The 14,177-nt window shown below is 70.3% G+C and carries 19 protein-coding genes; 7 read left to right on the top strand and 12 right to left on the bottom strand.

Annotated elements, in window-relative coordinates; translation table 11 throughout:
* Positions 1-72: 72 nt before the first annotated feature.
* A complete protein-coding gene (locus ASE16_RS19870; RefSeq protein ID WP_055896945.1) occupies positions 73-729 on the bottom strand; it encodes a GntR family transcriptional regulator in 657 nt (218 codons plus the stop codon).
* 180 nt (positions 730-909) lie between these two features.
* Here ASE16_RS19870 and ASE16_RS15290 point away from each other — a divergent pair, with 180 nt between their 5' ends.
* The gene (locus tag ASE16_RS15290) at positions 910-1,551 is read left to right on the top strand and encodes a GntR family transcriptional regulator (RefSeq protein ID WP_055896941.1); all 642 of its coding nucleotides are present in this window, start codon (positions 910-912) and stop codon (positions 1,549-1,551) included.
* Here ASE16_RS15290 and ASE16_RS15285 read toward each other — a convergent pair.
* The 5 genes from ASE16_RS15285 to ASE16_RS15265 all read right to left on the bottom strand — a co-directional run bounded on the left by ASE16_RS15285 (position 1,541) and on the right by ASE16_RS15265 (position 4,198).
* Positions 1,541-2,032 (bottom strand): DUF6328 family protein, encoded by a 492-nt coding sequence (locus tag ASE16_RS15285; protein WP_055896939.1) that lies wholly within the window; start codon positions 2,030-2,032, stop codon positions 1,541-1,543. The two genes, ASE16_RS15290 and ASE16_RS15285, sit on opposite strands and share 11 nt — an antisense overlap.
* The gene (locus ASE16_RS15280) at positions 2,029-2,427 is read right to left on the bottom strand and encodes a hypothetical protein (protein WP_055896937.1); all 399 of its coding nucleotides are present in this window, start codon (positions 2,425-2,427) and stop codon (positions 2,029-2,031) included. Before ASE16_RS15280 ends, ASE16_RS15285 begins: the two co-directional genes overlap by 4 nt.
* A gap of 85 nt (positions 2,428-2,512) precedes the next feature.
* Entirely contained in the window at positions 2,513-2,818 is a 306-nt protein-coding gene (locus ASE16_RS15275) for an AzlD domain-containing protein (protein WP_055896935.1), read from the bottom strand.
* Positions 2,815-3,585: an AzlC family ABC transporter permease gene (locus tag ASE16_RS15270; RefSeq protein ID WP_235500530.1), complete on the bottom strand. Its 771-nt coding sequence runs from the start codon at positions 3,583-3,585 to the stop codon at positions 2,815-2,817. The genes ASE16_RS15275 and ASE16_RS15270 overlap by 4 nt, the downstream gene beginning before the upstream one ends.
* Positions 3,586-3,649: 64 nt before the next feature.
* Positions 3,650-4,198 (bottom strand): TetR/AcrR family transcriptional regulator, encoded by a 549-nt coding sequence (locus tag ASE16_RS15265; protein ID WP_055896933.1) that lies wholly within the window; start codon positions 4,196-4,198, stop codon positions 3,650-3,652.
* 90 nt (positions 4,199-4,288) lie between these two features.
* Between ASE16_RS15265 and ASE16_RS15260 the strand changes: the two genes are divergently transcribed.
* Genes ASE16_RS15260 through ASE16_RS15250 form a run of 3 tightly spaced genes read left to right on the top strand, consistent with a single transcriptional unit; the run spans position 4,289 to position 6,677 of the window.
* On the top strand, positions 4,289-5,599 hold the full coding sequence (locus ASE16_RS15260; protein WP_055896931.1) for an MFS transporter: 1,311 nt from the start codon (positions 4,289-4,291) through the stop codon (positions 5,597-5,599).
* Positions 5,600-5,631: 32 nt separating this feature from the next.
* On the top strand, positions 5,632-6,024 hold the full coding sequence (locus tag ASE16_RS15255; protein WP_055896928.1) for an ArsR/SmtB family transcription factor: 393 nt from the start codon (positions 5,632-5,634) through the stop codon (positions 6,022-6,024).
* Entirely contained in the window at positions 6,012-6,677 is a 666-nt protein-coding gene (locus ASE16_RS15250; RefSeq protein ID WP_055896926.1) for an SRPBCC domain-containing protein, read from the top strand. Before ASE16_RS15255 ends, ASE16_RS15250 begins: the two co-directional genes overlap by 13 nt.
* Before the next feature lie 30 nt (positions 6,678-6,707).
* On the opposite strand, the gene ASE16_RS15245 is transcribed toward ASE16_RS15250, so the two are convergent.
* Positions 6,708-7,727: an NADPH:quinone reductase gene (locus ASE16_RS15245; protein ID WP_055896925.1), complete on the bottom strand. Its 1,020-nt coding sequence runs from the start codon at positions 7,725-7,727 to the stop codon at positions 6,708-6,710.
* Positions 7,728-7,779: 52 nt separating this feature from the next.
* Positions 7,780-8,967 carry a MarP family serine protease gene (locus ASE16_RS15240; protein WP_055896923.1) on the bottom strand — a complete coding sequence of 396 codons (1,188 nt, stop codon included), beginning with the start codon at positions 8,965-8,967 and terminating at the stop codon, positions 7,780-7,782.
* A 175-nt stretch (positions 8,968-9,142) separates the two neighbouring features.
* On the opposite strand from ASE16_RS15240, the gene ASE16_RS19810 reads away from it, so the two are divergent.
* On the top strand, positions 9,143-9,310 hold the full coding sequence (locus ASE16_RS19810; protein ID WP_157480417.1) for a hypothetical protein: 168 nt from the start codon (positions 9,143-9,145) through the stop codon (positions 9,308-9,310).
* 26 nt (positions 9,311-9,336) lie between these two features.
* On the opposite strand, the gene ASE16_RS20280 is transcribed toward ASE16_RS19810, so the two are convergent.
* Positions 9,337-9,465 (bottom strand): hypothetical protein, encoded by a 129-nt coding sequence (locus tag ASE16_RS20280; protein WP_268765820.1) that lies wholly within the window; start codon positions 9,463-9,465, stop codon positions 9,337-9,339.
* Between the two features lie 77 nt (positions 9,466-9,542).
* On the opposite strand from ASE16_RS20280, the gene ASE16_RS15235 reads away from it, so the two are divergent.
* Positions 9,543-10,436: a glucose 1-dehydrogenase gene (locus tag ASE16_RS15235; RefSeq protein ID WP_055896920.1), complete on the top strand. Its 894-nt coding sequence runs from the start codon at positions 9,543-9,545 to the stop codon at positions 10,434-10,436.
* A 92-nt stretch (positions 10,437-10,528) separates the two neighbouring features.
* On the opposite strand, the gene ASE16_RS15230 is transcribed toward ASE16_RS15235, so the two are convergent.
* From ASE16_RS15230 to ASE16_RS15220, 3 genes are all read right to left on the bottom strand, one after another.
* Positions 10,529-11,221 carry a copper resistance CopC family protein gene (locus ASE16_RS15230; RefSeq protein WP_082581504.1) on the bottom strand — a complete coding sequence of 231 codons (693 nt, stop codon included), beginning with the start codon at positions 11,219-11,221 and terminating at the stop codon, positions 10,529-10,531.
* Positions 11,218-11,943 (bottom strand): YcnI family protein, encoded by a 726-nt coding sequence (locus ASE16_RS15225; RefSeq protein WP_055896917.1) that lies wholly within the window; start codon positions 11,941-11,943, stop codon positions 11,218-11,220. The genes ASE16_RS15230 and ASE16_RS15225 overlap by 4 nt, the downstream gene beginning before the upstream one ends.
* Before the next feature lie 86 nt (positions 11,944-12,029).
* Positions 12,030-12,689, bottom strand: a complete 660-nt coding sequence (locus ASE16_RS15220) for a hypothetical protein (protein WP_055896914.1) — start codon at positions 12,687-12,689, stop codon at positions 12,030-12,032.
* Between the two features lie 136 nt (positions 12,690-12,825).
* Between ASE16_RS15220 and ASE16_RS15215 the strand changes: the two genes are divergently transcribed.
* Entirely contained in the window at positions 12,826-14,067 is a 1,242-nt protein-coding gene (locus ASE16_RS15215) for an ROK family transcriptional regulator (RefSeq protein WP_055896911.1), read from the top strand.
* Positions 14,068-14,177 lie beyond the last annotated feature (110 nt).

Here is a 14,177-nt window from a genome sequence, read left to right as displayed (position 1 = left end):
ATGAGGGGCTCCGGGGCGGGGCATCCGGGCCCGCACGGATCTTCCTGACCGTGCAGCCCCCGGAAGCAGTGGTCAGTTCTGCAGGGCGTCGAGTGCATCGCCGATGCGCGCGATGTACGCGCCGATCCGGGTGGCAGCGGCTTCACCGTCTCCGTTCCTCGTCGCTTCCGCGAGAGGGATGGCGAAGGCGCGCACTGCGTCCGCATCCACCCGGCCGGAAAGCTTGCGGGCGACGCGACGCACTTGCGGCATCACGTTGGACATGGTGCGCAGCCGGACTGCGTTGCCTTCGACGCGCACGTAGAGGGTGGCCAGTTGCTCGACAGCTTCGACGTAGAGGCCGGTGTCGTTCTGCTGGGCGGCATCCACCAGGGCGGCGCAGCTGTCGTCGAGCAGGCGGAGTTCGTCCTCCGACCACCGCTCGCGGTTGCGGAGGGCGGCCCCTGCCCAGAGGTCGCCCGTCACCTCGATCGCCTGGCGCACACCAGCGATGTCGAAACCGGCGACCCTGGTGTAGCGGTTGCGCTCCATCTCGACGAGCCCCTGGTCGAGGAGACGGTCGAGGGCGTGACGGATCGGTGTGCGGGAGATTCCCAACCACTGCACGAGATCGGGGTCGCGGAGGCGCTCACCCGGTTCGAGGGTGCCGTTCATGATCGCCGCCTCGATGCGCGTGTACGCCTCGTCGGAGAGCGAAACGCGGGCCACGTGGTCTGTCGGCATCGGCATAGCCGGCTCCTTCGGGTAAATGAAAGGTTGTCAAGCTTAGATGCTCAATGATATACCTGGAGATATACATAGAAATATACCACCCGTTCCCTGGGCCACATCCGCTCTCCCGCAAATCCGTGAACAGGAAGAACAGACCAACCCATGACCATTGACGATTCTTCGAGCTTTCCGACCGGTATGCCTGCGCTGACCGCCGATCGTCGGCTCCTGCGCAACGACGTCTTCGAGGTGCTGCTCACCCGCATCCTGAATGGAGGCTTCGTGCCGGGCGAGCGGCTGAAGGATGCCGAGCTCACGGCCTGGCTGCGCGTGTCCCGCACGCCCATCCGCGAGGCGTTGAGCCGGCTCGTCCCGCTTGGCCTGGTCACGACCGCGCCCAACAGATTCACCCGCGTCGCGCCCATGATCGACGAAGAGATCGCCGGGGCCGTCCTGGTGCTGCAGAAGCTCTACCCTGATGCGCTCGCCGAGGCTCTGAGGCTGCGCACGGAGGGCGACGAGCTGGAGCTGCGACTGGTCGCCGGCCGCCTGGAGCGCGATGGAGGCGTGTCGCCCATCGAGATCTTCCAGCGGGTGCTGCTCATAGCGTTGGCATCCATCGACAACCAGGTGCTGGCCGAGGCCATCGAGACGGTCCACCTGCGCGTGCTGCGCTACCTCTACCTCACCCCGTCGGCCGCGAGCATCCTCGACAGGGAAAGAGTGCTCGACTTCGCGGAGGCGGTCGCGTCCGGTGACAGTGTTGCCATCGGGATGCTCGAGTCCGTGCTCGCCGACGTGGCGGCGATCCTCGACCGCACGGCGGCCGTCATCGACTGACGCGCCCGAGCGTCGCACGGGGGAACACGTAGAGCAGCACCACGAGCATGGCCAGGACGACCCCTCCCACGATGGCTCCCACCACCGGGCCGAGGAGCACGTCGAACACGAAGAACACCACGCCGCTCGTCAGCAGCGCCACCAGCGCCAGCGTCGCGCGCAGGAGCCGGTTCGCGATGGCGACGGTCTCCACCTTCTCGTGATGGCGGAAGAGCTGCCTGTGCAGCGCGACCGGCGCGAGGCCGAGCGCCGTGCACGCGGCGGCGAGCACCACGAGCACGAGATAGAAGCCGACCTGGAAGCCGTCGAGCTCCCCGAACCGTTGCTGGAACAGGATCGTCAGCAGGAAGCCGCTGATGATCTGCGTGCCGGTCTGCGTCACACGCAGCTCTTGCAGGATGTCCGCCCAGTTCCGATCCGCCCGCTGAGAGGCGCTCTCGCTGCGGCCATCCGCGGGATCGACGTCGACAGGTTCGCTCATGTTCGCCTTCCAGAGGGTGTCCGCTCCATCGTGCTCCCGGTCGGACGACGCCGCAATGCCGCGCGATAGAACCGCACGAGCTCGGAGGCGGGAGGGCGCTGGTCCGCCATCGCGGCCGCATCCACTCGTTTGGCCGCGAGGTGGTGGCGCCACGACTCCTCCGCGCACCGGTAGTCCCAGCCGGCGGCCGCGGCGGCCTCCAGGGTGCGGCACCAGCCGATCAGCTCACGACCAGTGGATGCGGGCGCCCAGGTGACCACTCGGAACCACACGTCCGGACGGTTCGGGTCGCCGAACGCGAACCGGCGGACCACGGCGTACGGTGCGCCGAGCGTCCCCTGACGCAGGACCCACTCGTTCGCCTGCGCGTTCGTCACCGGGTGCCACGCGCCCACTGCTCTCCTTCTGGTCCGCAGCCCGGCCCGCTGCGTCCTGAGCATACGAAGCGCCTCCGACACCCTGCCGGTTCGCTGGCGCCGGTCAGGTGAGGAGGCGGATGAGGGCGGCGACGACGGCTGCGGCGGGGACGACCACGATGAAGGGGACGCGGAGGGCGTAGAGGCCGGCGGCGATCGCGACGGCGGGGAGCCGCGCATCCAGTTGCAGCGCCTGACCGACGCCCAGTGTCTGCACACAGATGAGAGCGGCGAGCAGCGCTGCGGTGAGGAGGTCGCTGACCCGCGCGACCGTCGGGTGGTCGAGCGCCTTCGGCGGCACCAGCCAGCCGACCGCCTTGAGGGCGAGCACAGCGATCGAGGCGAGCAGGATGATGTTCCAGGTCGTCACGGCTCCACCTCGCGTTCCATCGGGATCGCCTCAGGGCGCGGGGGATCGCTGCGGCGACCGAACAGGTTCAGCACGCCGACGACGATCGCCACCGCCGCTGCGGCGAGCACCGGCAGGCCAGGCATCAGGAACGGGGTGAGCATGGTGGCGACGAACCCGGCCGCGACCGCAACCGCCTGGGTCTGTCGTGCTTTGAGCCGCGGCCAGAGCAGGCCGAGGAATGCCGCGGCGGCAGCGGCATCCAGGCCGTACGCTTTGACGTCGCCGATCAGGTTGCCGAGCAGGGCGCCGGCCAGCGTGGTGATGTTCCAGCCGATGTAGACGACCAGGCCCGTCGTCCAGAAGCCGATGCGCTGCGCCCGCGGTTCCTGCTGGGCGGTCGCCACGGCTGTCGACTCGTCGATGGTGAGCTGGGTCGCGGCCGTGCGCCGCCAGAAGCCTGGTCCGATGATGCGGGAGAGGCGGAGCGCGTAGAACGAGTTGCGCACGCCGAGCAGGGCCGCCCCCGCGATCGCAGACCCTCCGGCGGCCACGCCGCCGGAGGCGAGCACGCCGATCAGCGCGAACTGCGAGCCGCCGCTGAACATGACCAGGCTCAGCACGCACGTCTGCCAGACGTCCAGCCCGGATGCGGTGGCGAGCGCTCCGAAGGAGATGCCGTACGCGGCCGTGGCGATGCCGACGGCCCAGCCGGAGCGTGCTGCGGCGCGCTCCGCGGCGGTCCGCCTCGCTCCGCCCCGCTCCTCCTGGCCAGGTTCCCGACTCACGTTCCCGACCCTAGCGGCTGGGACGCCACCTGCGGAGGCCGCGGGCGACGGCATCCAGGTCGAGTCAGTCGGCGAGGCGGAAGAGTCGCGTGACCAGCTCGTCGGCGGTGTCGTCGGTGAGCCGCCACGGCTGGAAGATCGTGCGGTGCACGATCGGGGCGACGACGGTGTCGACGATGTCGTCGACCGTGAGCCCGACGTCGGCGGCACGCTCCACGAACATCGTGGCTTCTTCGCGCCGGTTGCGCAGGCAGTCGGAGGTCGACTCTCCCGCGGCTCCCGCCCCGCCGCGGAGGAGTGCGGCATTGACCGGCTTGCGGTAGTGGTTGACCAGCTCGCGGGCCCAGACCGTGAGGTCTTCCCTGAGGCTGCCGCTCGCCGGAAGCGGACGCTCCGGGTCGAGCCGGTAGGTGGCGATGTCGTTGATGAGGGTAGGGAGGTCGCCCCAGCGGCGGTAGATGCTCGTGGGGTTGACGCCGGCGCGCTCGGCGATCATCGGCACGGTGACGCGGTCTTGTCCGCGTTCTTTGATGAGTTGTTCGACGGCGGTCCGGACACTGTGGATGACCGCAGCGCTGCGTCCCCCCGTGCGCTTCGGGGTGGTTGTCTCCATACGGAATAGCTTAAAGCAAATCTTGTTGCTTTTGAAGGGCGCGGGGGTTTAGCATCCTTAAAGCAATCAGATTTGCTTTTGGAGGGAATCATGACGACAGCAGAAGAGACCAGCACCGCCTCCGTCGCGCGCATCCGCCGTGCAGTGGACCCGGCGGGCTCTGCCGGCCGCACCGACGCCGGCCGCGCGCGCCGCAGGCTGCGCCCGATGCCGGCGTTCATCGGCACCTCGCTGGCGTTCGTGGCCGTCGCCCTCGCCGTCGGGGCTCCGAGTCCGCTCTTCGTGCTCTACCAGCATGAGTGGGGCTTCGCGCCGTGGCTGCTCACCGTCGCGTTCGCCATCTACGCCATCACCCTCCTGGTCACGCTGCTGGTCGCCGGCTCGCTCTCCGACCACATCGGCCGCCGACCCGTGCTGATCGGCGCTCTCGCCCTGCAGGCGGTCGCGATGCTGATGTTCCTCTTCGCGAGGGACATCGGCTGGATCATCGCCGCCCGCGCGGTGCAGGGAGTGGCGACAGGCGCGGCCATGAGCACCTTCACGGCCGCGATCGTGGAACTCGCGCCAGAACGGCACAAGAAGCTGGGCGCGACCATCGGCAGCACGGCACCGGTCGGCGGCATCGCGCTCGGCGCATTCTTCACCGGCCTCGCCGTGCAGTTCGTGCCGCAGCCGACCACCATCGTCTTCGTCTCGCTGGTGGTCCTGTTCGTGGCGGGCCTGCTGGTGGTGCTCGGTGTGCGGGAGACCGTCACGCGACGGCCGGGAGCGCTCGGCTCGCTCATCCCGCGTCTGGTCATCCCGCGCGCGGCGCGGGCCGAGTTCGTCGGAGCGATCCCGCTCTTCGCGTCCACCTGGATGCTCGCAGGCCTGTTCATCGGCCTCTCCCCGTCCATCCTGAGCGGGGTCTTCCACCTGGACAGCGGGCTGCTCAACGGCGCCATCGTGGCCGTGCCGCCCGCGGTCGGCGCGACGGCCGGACTGCTGCTCACCCGTGCGCCAGCACGCAGGACCGCCATCGTCTCGATGGTCGCCATCGTGATCGGCATCGCCGTCGCAGCCGCCGGCATGGCCTTCGCGGTGCTCTGGCTGTTGTTCGCCGGGGCCGTCATCGCGGGCGCAGGCTTCGGCGCCGGGTTCTCCTCGATGCTCCGGATGCTCGCACCGCTCGCGCCGAACAACCAGCGTGCAGAGCTGTTCGCCGGCATCTTCCTGGTCAGCTACATCGCGTACGGCGTTCCCGCCCTGATCGCCGGCGAGCTGATCGGCGTCGTCGGTCTCCTGCCGACCGCGCTCGGATACGCGGCGGCGATCGCGCTCGCCGCCGCCGTGGCGTTGGTGGTCCAGGCGGGGCGGGCCCGCGTGCGCAGCTCGTCGCCCGCCTCCATTATTAAGGCTTGACTTATATAAGAAGCAACGCAACAATTGGGTCCATGCACGCGTTCGACGTTCTCGGAGACCCGGTCAGGCGGCGAATCCTCGAACTCCTCCTGGAGGGAGAGGAGTCGGCAGGACGCCTCTCCTCCGTCATCGTGGAGGAGTTCGGCATCAGCCAGCCGGGGGTGTCGCAGCACCTGCGGATACTCAGGGAGCATGGCTTCGCGACCGTCCGTCCGGAGGGCACCCGCAGACTGTACGCGGTCGACCCGCACGGACTTCAGCAGGCGAACGACTGGCTGAGCCCGTTCGAGCGCTTCTGGCGCGGCCCGCTCGCGGCTCTCGGCACCGAACTGGCGAGGGGCGGACGTGAGCGCCGCCTGGCCGCCGAGCGCGCGCATTCCGATGATCCAGCACACCTCGAGGAGGAGCAATCATGGTCGACGTGACCCCGCAGATCGACGCCGTCACCCGGAGTCTGCGCACCGAGGAGTTCGATGGCGCTCCCACGCGCATCCAGACCATCGGCCAGGAGTATCCGGCCGGCATCGACGATGTCTGGGAGGCGACGACGACCGCAGAGCGGATCGCCCGCTGGTTCCTCCCCGTCTCCGGCGACCTCCGCCTCGGCGGCCGATACCAGCTCACCGGCAACGCCGGAGGCGAGGTGCTGTCCTGCACGCCGCCGGCGGACGGCAGCGCCGAGTACCGCGTGACCTGGGAGTTCGGCGGAGGGGTCACCTGGGTCACCGTGCGGCTCACGGCCGTGACGGAGGACAGCACGCGGTTCGAGCTGGAGCACTCCGCCCTGGTCGCCGATGTTCCCGCCGGGATGTGGGAGACGTTCGGTCCAGGGGCCACCGGCGTCGGCTGGGATCAGGCCCTCGTCGGCCTCGCTCTCAACCTCGGCGGTCTCGATGGCGCGATCTCACCCGAGGAGGGCGAGGCCTGGGCGCTCTCCGACGACGGCAAGGCGTTCACTCGTGCCGTGGCCGACCGCTGGGCGGCCGCGCACGTCGCCGCCGGAGCGGACAGGGAGCAGGCGGCGAGGAACGCCGACGCGACCTACGGCTTCTACACCGGCCAGGCGCCGGAAGCCTGACCGGATCGGCCCTGATCGGCGACGGGGCCGTCACGCCACGTCGATGAGCACCTTCCCGACGACGCCGCCCTCGACGGCGTCGTGCGCCGCTGCGGTCTCGCTGAGCGGGAACCGCGTCACCGGCAGACCGTGCTCCGCGCCGATCGGCAGCGCGCCGTCCGCGATGGCGGCCGCCACTGCGTGCACCGCGGCGTCCTTCGACGCGGGGGTCGTCGTGTAGGTGAGCACGAACTGGTAGCGCAGGTTCTTGCCCATGCTCGGCCGCACCGGGATGGCGACGGTCGCCTCGCCGGGGGAGTCCGCGTAGACGGCGATGGATGCGTTCGGGGCGGCGATCCGCGCGTCCAGCTCCGCGTTGGCGGCCGGGTTGACCTCGACCACGATGTCCACGCCGCGCGGGGCGAGAGCGCCGATCGCCTGGGCTGTGTCGCCGTCGCGGTAGTTGACCACGTGGTGGGCGCCGGCCGCTCTGGCGAGCTCGGCCTTCGCGTGGCTGCTGACCGTGGCGATCACGGTCGCGTCCGCCCACACCGCGAGCTGGATGGCTGCGTGGCCGACCGCGCCCGCTCCACCGGCGACCAGGACGGTGCGCCCGTGGAGCGCGCCGGGCGACAGCTCTGCCGGCCCTCCCTCGTGCACGGTGAGCGCGCGGTGGGCGGTGAGCGCTGGGATGCCGACGGACGCGCCGAGGTCGAACGACGCATCCTGTGGCAGCGGCACGACCTGGCGCTCCGGCAGCACGACGAGCTCCTGCGCTGTCCCGTCGGCGCGCTGGTATGCCGCATCCCACACCCAGACCCTGTCTCCGACGCTGAGCCCGCTCACCCCGTCGCCGACCTCGTCCACCACGCCTGCGCCGTCCTGGTTGGGCACCTGCGCACGGGCGAGCTCACCGGCGCCGCTGCCGCTGCGCGACTTCCAGTCGGTGGGGTTCACGCCGGACACGTGGATGCGCACGCGCACCTCGCCCTGTCCGGCGTGCGGTTCGTCGCGCTCGCCGTACTGCAGCACATCCGATGGTCCGGTCGAGGTGTAAGTGACAGCCTTCATGTCACCAGCCAACCACCTCGCGCCCGAAAGTGTTCCGCGCGGCGTCGCGCGATCAGCCCGTGGAGCAGGCGCCGGAGCTGATCGGCGCGGAGCTCACCGACGACAGCACCGGCCGCAGCTCGGCGAGCGTGAGCGCGTATCCCGTGTCGGGGTCGACGGTCGAGCGGGCGAACACCACGCCGACCACGTCGCCGGACGAGTCGAGCAGCGGACCGCCAGAGTTGCCGGGACGCACGCTGCCGCGCAGCGAGTAGATGTCGCGGTCGACCGATCCGGACTGGTAGATGTCGGTGCCGCGGGCCATGATGCGGTCGCGCACGCGCTCCGGGCTGATCGTGAACGGGCCGTTGCCCGGATAGCCCGCCGCGTACGTCTGGGCGCCGGCGGTCACATCCGGCCCGATGTCGAGCGGCGGCGCCATGAGGTCGGTGACATCGAGGACGGCGAGGTCGCGCTCAGGGTCGAACGCGACGAGCGTCGCCCGCTCCACCCTGTCGGTGGCCGGTTCCCGCACGACGATGGTGGATGCGCCGGCGACCACGTGCGCGTTCGTCACGACCCTGCCGCTCTGCACCACCCAGCCGCTGCCCTCCGAGTCGACGCCGCACGCGGGCTTCGACGCGAGCACGGTGACGACGGAGGACTCCGTCGCCGCCACGGCGCTCGGCACGGACGGGTCCGGCGCCTGGATCGTCTTGATCGACTCGCCGCTCTCGAACACCTGGGGAAGACCGGCCCCCGCGAGGGCGTCGTCGACCGCTCCGAGCACCGTGCTGGCCGGGAACGGCGCGATGCTGTCGAGGGTCGCGACGACGCGTGACGAACTGGCGGCCTGCACGACCGTCGCCAGGCTGGTGGCCATGGCGAAACCGGCGACGAGCCAGACCACGACGGCCCAGGTGAGCAGTCCGAGCACGGCGCCGACGAGCGAGTCGAGCCAGCGGATCGGTCCGTGGCGCAGCAGCTTTCCGATCAGCGACGCCAGTCCGGCGGCGATGGCGTACGCGACGGCGGCGCAGACCAGGATGACGATGGCGGCGACGACCGAGCGCTCCGTGACGCTTCCCCAGCCGGCCTCGGCGAGCCAGGCGACGACGAGCGGAGCGAGGCTCAGCCCGGCCCAGAGTCCGAGTCCCAGTCCGACGAGGGAACCGGCGGCACGGATGGCTCCGTTGCTCCACCCCGCGGCGATGGCGACGACGGCGAGCACCACGAGCACCACGTCGACAACGATCTCCACCCGCCCACCTTGCCTCACGAGGCTGTGCGCGGGCTCAACCGGACGTGTGTGTCCTCTGGCGCCGGCGAAACTGCCACCTGTTGCCGTCCACACCCCCTTCCGCCGGACGGATGCGGGGGCTACCGTCCGGAGCCTACGGGGCGCACCGGCGCCCCCGCGACGGAAGGATCACCGGATGAGCGACCAGAACCGCCCCGACCTCGACGACGGAGAGAAGGAGATGACGAGCGCCGATTTCACGGCAGCCATCCACGACCACGGTCAGGACTCCGAACCGTCGAAGCAGGAGCACCACAACGCCGAGACCGAAGAGGACACGGCATCAGGCGGCGCCCCCGACTGACCAGGATCACCGCGCCATCGCTGTGCTCAGAGGCGCCCGTCCTCCTCGTCTCCGTCGTCGACGGCGGCGGGGTCGGGGAGCGGGGCCGGAACGATGTCCGGGTCCATCTGCTCGGTGGGTACCGCTGTCGGCTGGTTCTGGGCGTCCTTGTCCATGCGGAGACGTTACGCCCGCGCCCTGCCCGGCGTAAACCCCCTGCGACGCGCGTGCGGCCCGGCGTACCGTCCGCCTCATGACCGACCAACTGACCTTTCAGAATCCCGTCGACCGTTTCGACTCCGTCGACGCCCCCAAGCAGCACCAGGATGCGCCTGGCCTGGATGCGGACCTCGCGCCCAAGGCGGACCACGGTGAGGCGACCTACCGCGGCACGGGCAGGTTGACCGGGCGGAAGGCGCTGGTCACCGGAGGCGATTCCGGGATCGGCGCTGCCGTCGCGATCGCGTTCGCCAGGGAGGGCGCAGACGTCGCCATCGCCTACCTGCCCGACGAGCAGGAGGACGCCCGCCGCATCGCGGCCGTCGTAGAGGGCAGCGGCGCGACCGTCGCCATGCTGCCGTACGACATCACGACGGCCGAGGCCTGCCGTGGGCTCGTCGCCGACGCCGTCGAAGCGCTCGGGGGTATCGACATCCTGGTCAACAACGCGGGCAAGCAGCAGTTCTGCGAACGGCTGGAGGACCTGAGCGACGAGCAGTTCGACGAGACGTTCCGCACCAACGTATACGCGATGTTCTGGATCACGAAGGCGGCGCTCCCGCACCTCGAGCCCGGTTCGAGCATCATCAACACGACCTCGGTGCAGGCATACCTGCCGAGCGAGATCCTGGTCGACTACGCCACCACGAAGGCAGCGATCAACACGTTCACCAAGGCGCTCGCCGGGCAGCTGGCGCCGCGCGGCATCCGGGTGAACGCCGTCGCGCCAGGGCCGATCTGGACACCGCTGCAGGTCGCTGGCGGTCAGCCGAAGGACAAGCTCCCCGACTTCGGCGAGCAGACGCCGCTCGGCCGCGCCGGTCAGCCGACCGAGCTGGCGCCGGCGTACGTCTTCCTCGCCTCTGCGGAGTCCAGCTATGTCACCGGCGAGACCCTCAACGTCAACGGCGGCATGCCGACCCCCTGACGCCCCCGGCCCCCCAGCGCATCCATCGAGTCCGGACTTGTTCAGGCGACACGCCGTCGCGAGGTGTGAACAAGTCCGGACTCGATTGCTTGTTACTCGTCGGGCGTGGGACCGGGGCCGGGACCGGGACCGGGCTTGGGCTTGCGGCGGGCGGTGAGGAGGACGATGACCACCGCGATGATCGCGAGCACCACGATGGCGACCGCGATCCCGATCACGAGGCCGATATCCGTGGATGCGGCTGCGGTCGGCTGCGGGGACCCTGCGGTCTCCGTCGGCTCGGCGGCGGCGGGTTGCGTCGCCGAGGTGGTCGGCTCAGCGCTCGGCGTGGATGTACTGGCGCCGCACGCCGTCTTCTCCGTGCCTGCCGCCTCTGCCGTTCCTGCCGGCGGCTGGTAGCTGAACGCGTACGAGTTCGACACCTGGTGGCCGTCCGCCGACACGATCTGGTAGGTGATCGTGTACTTCCCTGCGGCGCCGAGCGCCACCGGTGCGCTTACGACCGTGTCCGCGATGGTCGCGCATCCGGTCTCGAAGTGGCGGGTCGCCGCGTCCGGACCCGTCACGGTCACCAGCGCGCTGTTGCCGCCGATGTCGAGCACGCGGTCGTTGAATGTGAGCTTCACCGCGTCGAGCGGCGAACTCACGACGGCGTCGGCCGCCGGGTCGCTGCCGACCAGGTAGTCGTGCGCCGACGCGCTCGCCACGGGAAGCACCGCGACAGCGACGGCCGCGATGGCGGCGGTCAACGCCCCGATGGATGCGGTGCGGATGCGGTGCGTCATGCCCCCACCTTCCCACGCCCGCGCCTGGTGGCCGCGAACACGGCGACGACGAGCGCGATGGCGCCGAGCGCGAGTCCGCCGATGCCCAGGCCGATCGCGAGGGCGTCGGCCGCCAGCCCGGACGACGTGGCGACCGGCGCCGGCGTCGAGCTCGCGACGAGGTTCTCGCCGTCGGCGGCCGGCACAGGGTCGGTCACGTAGATCGTCGGCGCAGGGTGCTCGGGCTCTGCCCCGGACGCCGGGGTCTTCTCGCTCCAGTCGACCACGCTGCCGTCGCTGTAGTACTGGTGCGTCGGCAGGACGAGCTGGCCGGTCTTGGGCACGGCGCCCGCCGAGATCGTGAACTCCTGGAACTGCCCTGGTGCGATCTGCACGCCGGAGTCCGCGGTCCAGGTCACGCGCACGGGAGCCTGCGTGATGGTTCCGTCGTCGGTCTTCACCGGCTTGGCGAGGGTCTCGGTGTCCACGGTCGTGGTCCAGCCGGCGAGCGGGAGGTAGGTGACCGAGGTGAACGGGTCGGCTGTCGGCAGGTCGACGACGAGCTTCACCGTGCCCGCCGTCGCCGACTCCGTCGGCACTTTGAAGGTGAGCGTCGCGTAGCTGCCAGGCTCTGCCTGGTCGGGGGTGACGTGCACGTGCGCGCTGGCCGCGAGCGGAGCGGAGAGCAGGAGGAGGCCGGTGGTGGCCGCGGCGATGGACGCGGCGATGGTGCGTTTCTTCATGGGAGTTCTGTCCTTGTTCGGAAGCGTTCGATGAGTGCGGGTGCGCGCCGGCAGACGGGCGCCACGCACGATCGTGGAACGCTCCGTCAGGACGCGACGGCCAGGGGTGGCCCGCGGTGGCGCAGCCGGAGGAGGGGGACGCCGAGGTCGCGCAGAAGCGCCGGCTCGCGGGAGACGGCGCCGGCGACGGCGGAGGAGGCGTGCTCGAGCATGGCCGGCGCGATGGCGAGCCTGTCCAGGATGCGGCGGTCGGCGAACCTGGCCACGTGCATCCTGGTGGTCTCGAGGAGTCCCCAGAACGCCTGCTCGCCGAAGCGCAGCGCGATCACGGTGACGAGCACGGCGGTGAGGTGGGCTCCCCACATCCCGAGGCTGAGGTCGTCGTGGGATGGCATCGGGCCGGGCATCGTGCCCGGAGTGACGCCGGGCATCGTCATCGTCAGGTGCGAGCCGGCGTGCAGGTGCGTCGCGCCGGCGGGAGCGCTGAACGTGGCCGTGCCCGTGCCGAGACCGAACAGCAGGTGGAACAGGAACTGGCTGAACCCGACCGCGATCGTCAGCCGCCACAGCGACAGCGACCGCGCCGTGAGGGCGATGGATGCGACGGTCGAGAACGCGAGGCTGAGCGCGAGCGGGAGCGCCCCAGGCGCGGCCCCGCCGCCTGCGACGTGGAACAGGGCGGCGACGAAGATCGCGACACAGGATGCGAGCAACCCGCGCGCGACGCGAGCCCACCTCGATCCCATGCTGTCTCCGTCCGTCGTTCCAGGTTCGGAGCAAGTCTACGGAACGGATGGGCGTCGGCCGCCCTGGGCGTCGGCGACCGACTGCGGCTCGGTATGTATCCTACGAAGGCGACCCGACGCACACTGAAGGAGGCGTATGCCCAGAGGAGCGAACCTCCCCGCGATCGCCGCGTTCAACGACACGGTCGTGCTCGATGCCGTGCGCCGCTCCGAGGGAGGCCTCAGCAGAGTCGAGCTGGTCGGCTCGACCGGCCTGTCGGCGCAGACGGTGTCGAACGTGAGCAGGAGGCTGATCGACCAGGGCCTCATCCGCGAGGCAGGCAAGCGCATCGACGGTCCTGGCAAGCCGCGCACCATCCTGCAGCTGGAGCCGACGGGCTCGTACGCGGTCGGGGTGCACCTGGACCCCACGGTCATCACCTGCGTGCTGCTCGACCTGGAGGGCGAGGTGGTCGCTGAGGCACGCCGCCACTCTCCGGTGTCCGGCGACGCGATGCAGACCCTCGCTATCGTGGTGGAGGCGATCGGCACGGTGCTGGCGGAGTCGGGCGTCGACCGGGCGAAGGTCAGCGGTGTCGGCGTCGCGGCACCCGGCCCGATCGACACAGAGACGGGCGTGGTGGTGCGGCCGCCGCTCATCCCCGGCTGGAACGACTTCCACCTGCGCGACGAACTGCGGGCCGCGACGGGCCTGTCCTCTCTGGTGGCGAAGGACGTGACAGCGGCCGCGGTCGCCGAGCGCTGGCGCGACTCGGCGGACGCCAGCCACGACTACGTGTTCGTGTATTACGGCACGGGCGTCGGGGTCGGGATGGTGCTCGGCGGCGACGTCTACACGGGCGCCACCCACAACGCCGGCGACGTCGGACACGCGATCGTCGACCCAGGCGGCGCCCTCTGCGCCTGCGGGCGTCGCGGCTGCTACGGCGAATCCGTCCGTCCGTACCGCCTGGTGATGCAGGCGATCTGGGCCGGTGTCCTCTCCGCGCCGGGCGGAGAACCCGTCCCGGACGGCGTGGAGCTCGACCTCGACGTCGAGACGGTCGACGCCCTCTTCACGGAGCTGACACAGGCGGCGACGGCGGGCGACGACGTGGCCACGAGCATCCTCGACAGGTCCATCCGGAACACCGCGTACTATCTCTCGAACCTCTCCGCGCTGCTCGACATCGACCGCGTGGTCTTCGGCGGCCCGTCCTGGGACCGGCTCGAACCGTTCTACGCCGCCCGCCTCCCCGGCTGGATGCACGAGTTCGACATGGACATCCTCACCCACCCCGTCATCACGGAGTCGAGCGCTGTGGGCGCCGACGTCGCCGCGGTGGGCGCGGCGTGCCTGGTGCTCGACGCGACCTTCTCGCCGCGCGGCCGGGTGTAGGGCGCGGCTCGACTCCCATCCCGTCGACCCCCATCCGGGTCTCATCAGGCATTTTCCTCGCACCCATTGCCAAATAAATCAAATTGATTTATAAATTACAACCAAGGTCC

Source organism: Leifsonia sp. Root227, assembly GCF_001428745.1.
Lineage (GTDB): Bacteria > Actinomycetota > Actinomycetes > Actinomycetales > Microbacteriaceae > Leifsonia.
Note: the sequence above shows the minus strand (reverse complement) of the source record. Positions and strands in the feature narration are given on the sequence as shown.

What these genes read in the sequence shown, in the direction of transcription:
- ASE16_RS15235 (WP_055896920.1), top strand. Translation starts at nt 9,543, where the DNA reads ATGACCGACCAACTGACCTTTCAGAATCCCGTCGACCGTTTCGACTCC.
- ASE16_RS15255 (WP_055896928.1), top strand. Translation starts at nt 5,632, where the DNA reads ATGCACGCGTTCGACGTTCTCGGAGACCCGGTCAGGCGGCGAATCCTC.
- ASE16_RS19810 (WP_157480417.1), top strand. Translation starts at nt 9,143, where the DNA reads ATGAGCGACCAGAACCGCCCCGACCTCGACGACGGAGAGAAGGAGATG.
- ASE16_RS15220 (WP_055896914.1), bottom strand. Translation starts at nt 12,689, where the DNA reads ATGGGATCGAGGTGGGCTCGCGTCGCGCGCGGGTTGCTCGCATCCTGT.
- ASE16_RS15265 (WP_055896933.1), bottom strand. Translation starts at nt 4,198, where the DNA reads ATGGAGACAACCACCCCGAAGCGCACGGGGGGACGCAGCGCTGCGGTC.
- ASE16_RS15230 (WP_082581504.1), bottom strand. Translation starts at nt 11,221, where the DNA reads ATGACGCACCGCATCCGCACCGCATCCATCGGGGCGTTGACCGCCGCC.
- ASE16_RS15290 (WP_055896941.1), top strand. Translation starts at nt 910, where the DNA reads ATGCCTGCGCTGACCGCCGATCGTCGGCTCCTGCGCAACGACGTCTTC.
- ASE16_RS15215 (WP_055896911.1), top strand. Translation starts at nt 12,826, where the DNA reads ATGCCCAGAGGAGCGAACCTCCCCGCGATCGCCGCGTTCAACGACACG.
- ASE16_RS20280 (WP_268765820.1), bottom strand. Translation starts at nt 9,465, where the DNA reads ATGGACAAGGACGCCCAGAACCAGCCGACAGCGGTACCCACCGAGCAG.
- ASE16_RS15285 (WP_055896939.1), bottom strand. Translation starts at nt 2,032, where the DNA reads ATGAGCGAACCTGTCGACGTCGATCCCGCGGATGGCCGCAGCGAGAGC.
- ASE16_RS15245 (WP_055896925.1), bottom strand. Translation starts at nt 7,727, where the DNA reads ATGAAGGCTGTCACTTACACCTCGACCGGACCATCGGATGTGCTGCAG.
- ASE16_RS15225 (WP_055896917.1), bottom strand. Translation starts at nt 11,943, where the DNA reads ATGAAGAAACGCACCATCGCCGCGTCCATCGCCGCGGCCACCACCGGC.
- ASE16_RS15260 (WP_055896931.1), top strand. Translation starts at nt 4,289, where the DNA reads ATGACGACAGCAGAAGAGACCAGCACCGCCTCCGTCGCGCGCATCCGC.
- ASE16_RS15250 (WP_055896926.1), top strand. Translation starts at nt 6,012, where the DNA reads ATGGTCGACGTGACCCCGCAGATCGACGCCGTCACCCGGAGTCTGCGC.
- ASE16_RS19870 (WP_055896945.1), bottom strand. Translation starts at nt 729, where the DNA reads ATGCCGATGCCGACAGACCACGTGGCCCGCGTTTCGCTCTCCGACGAG.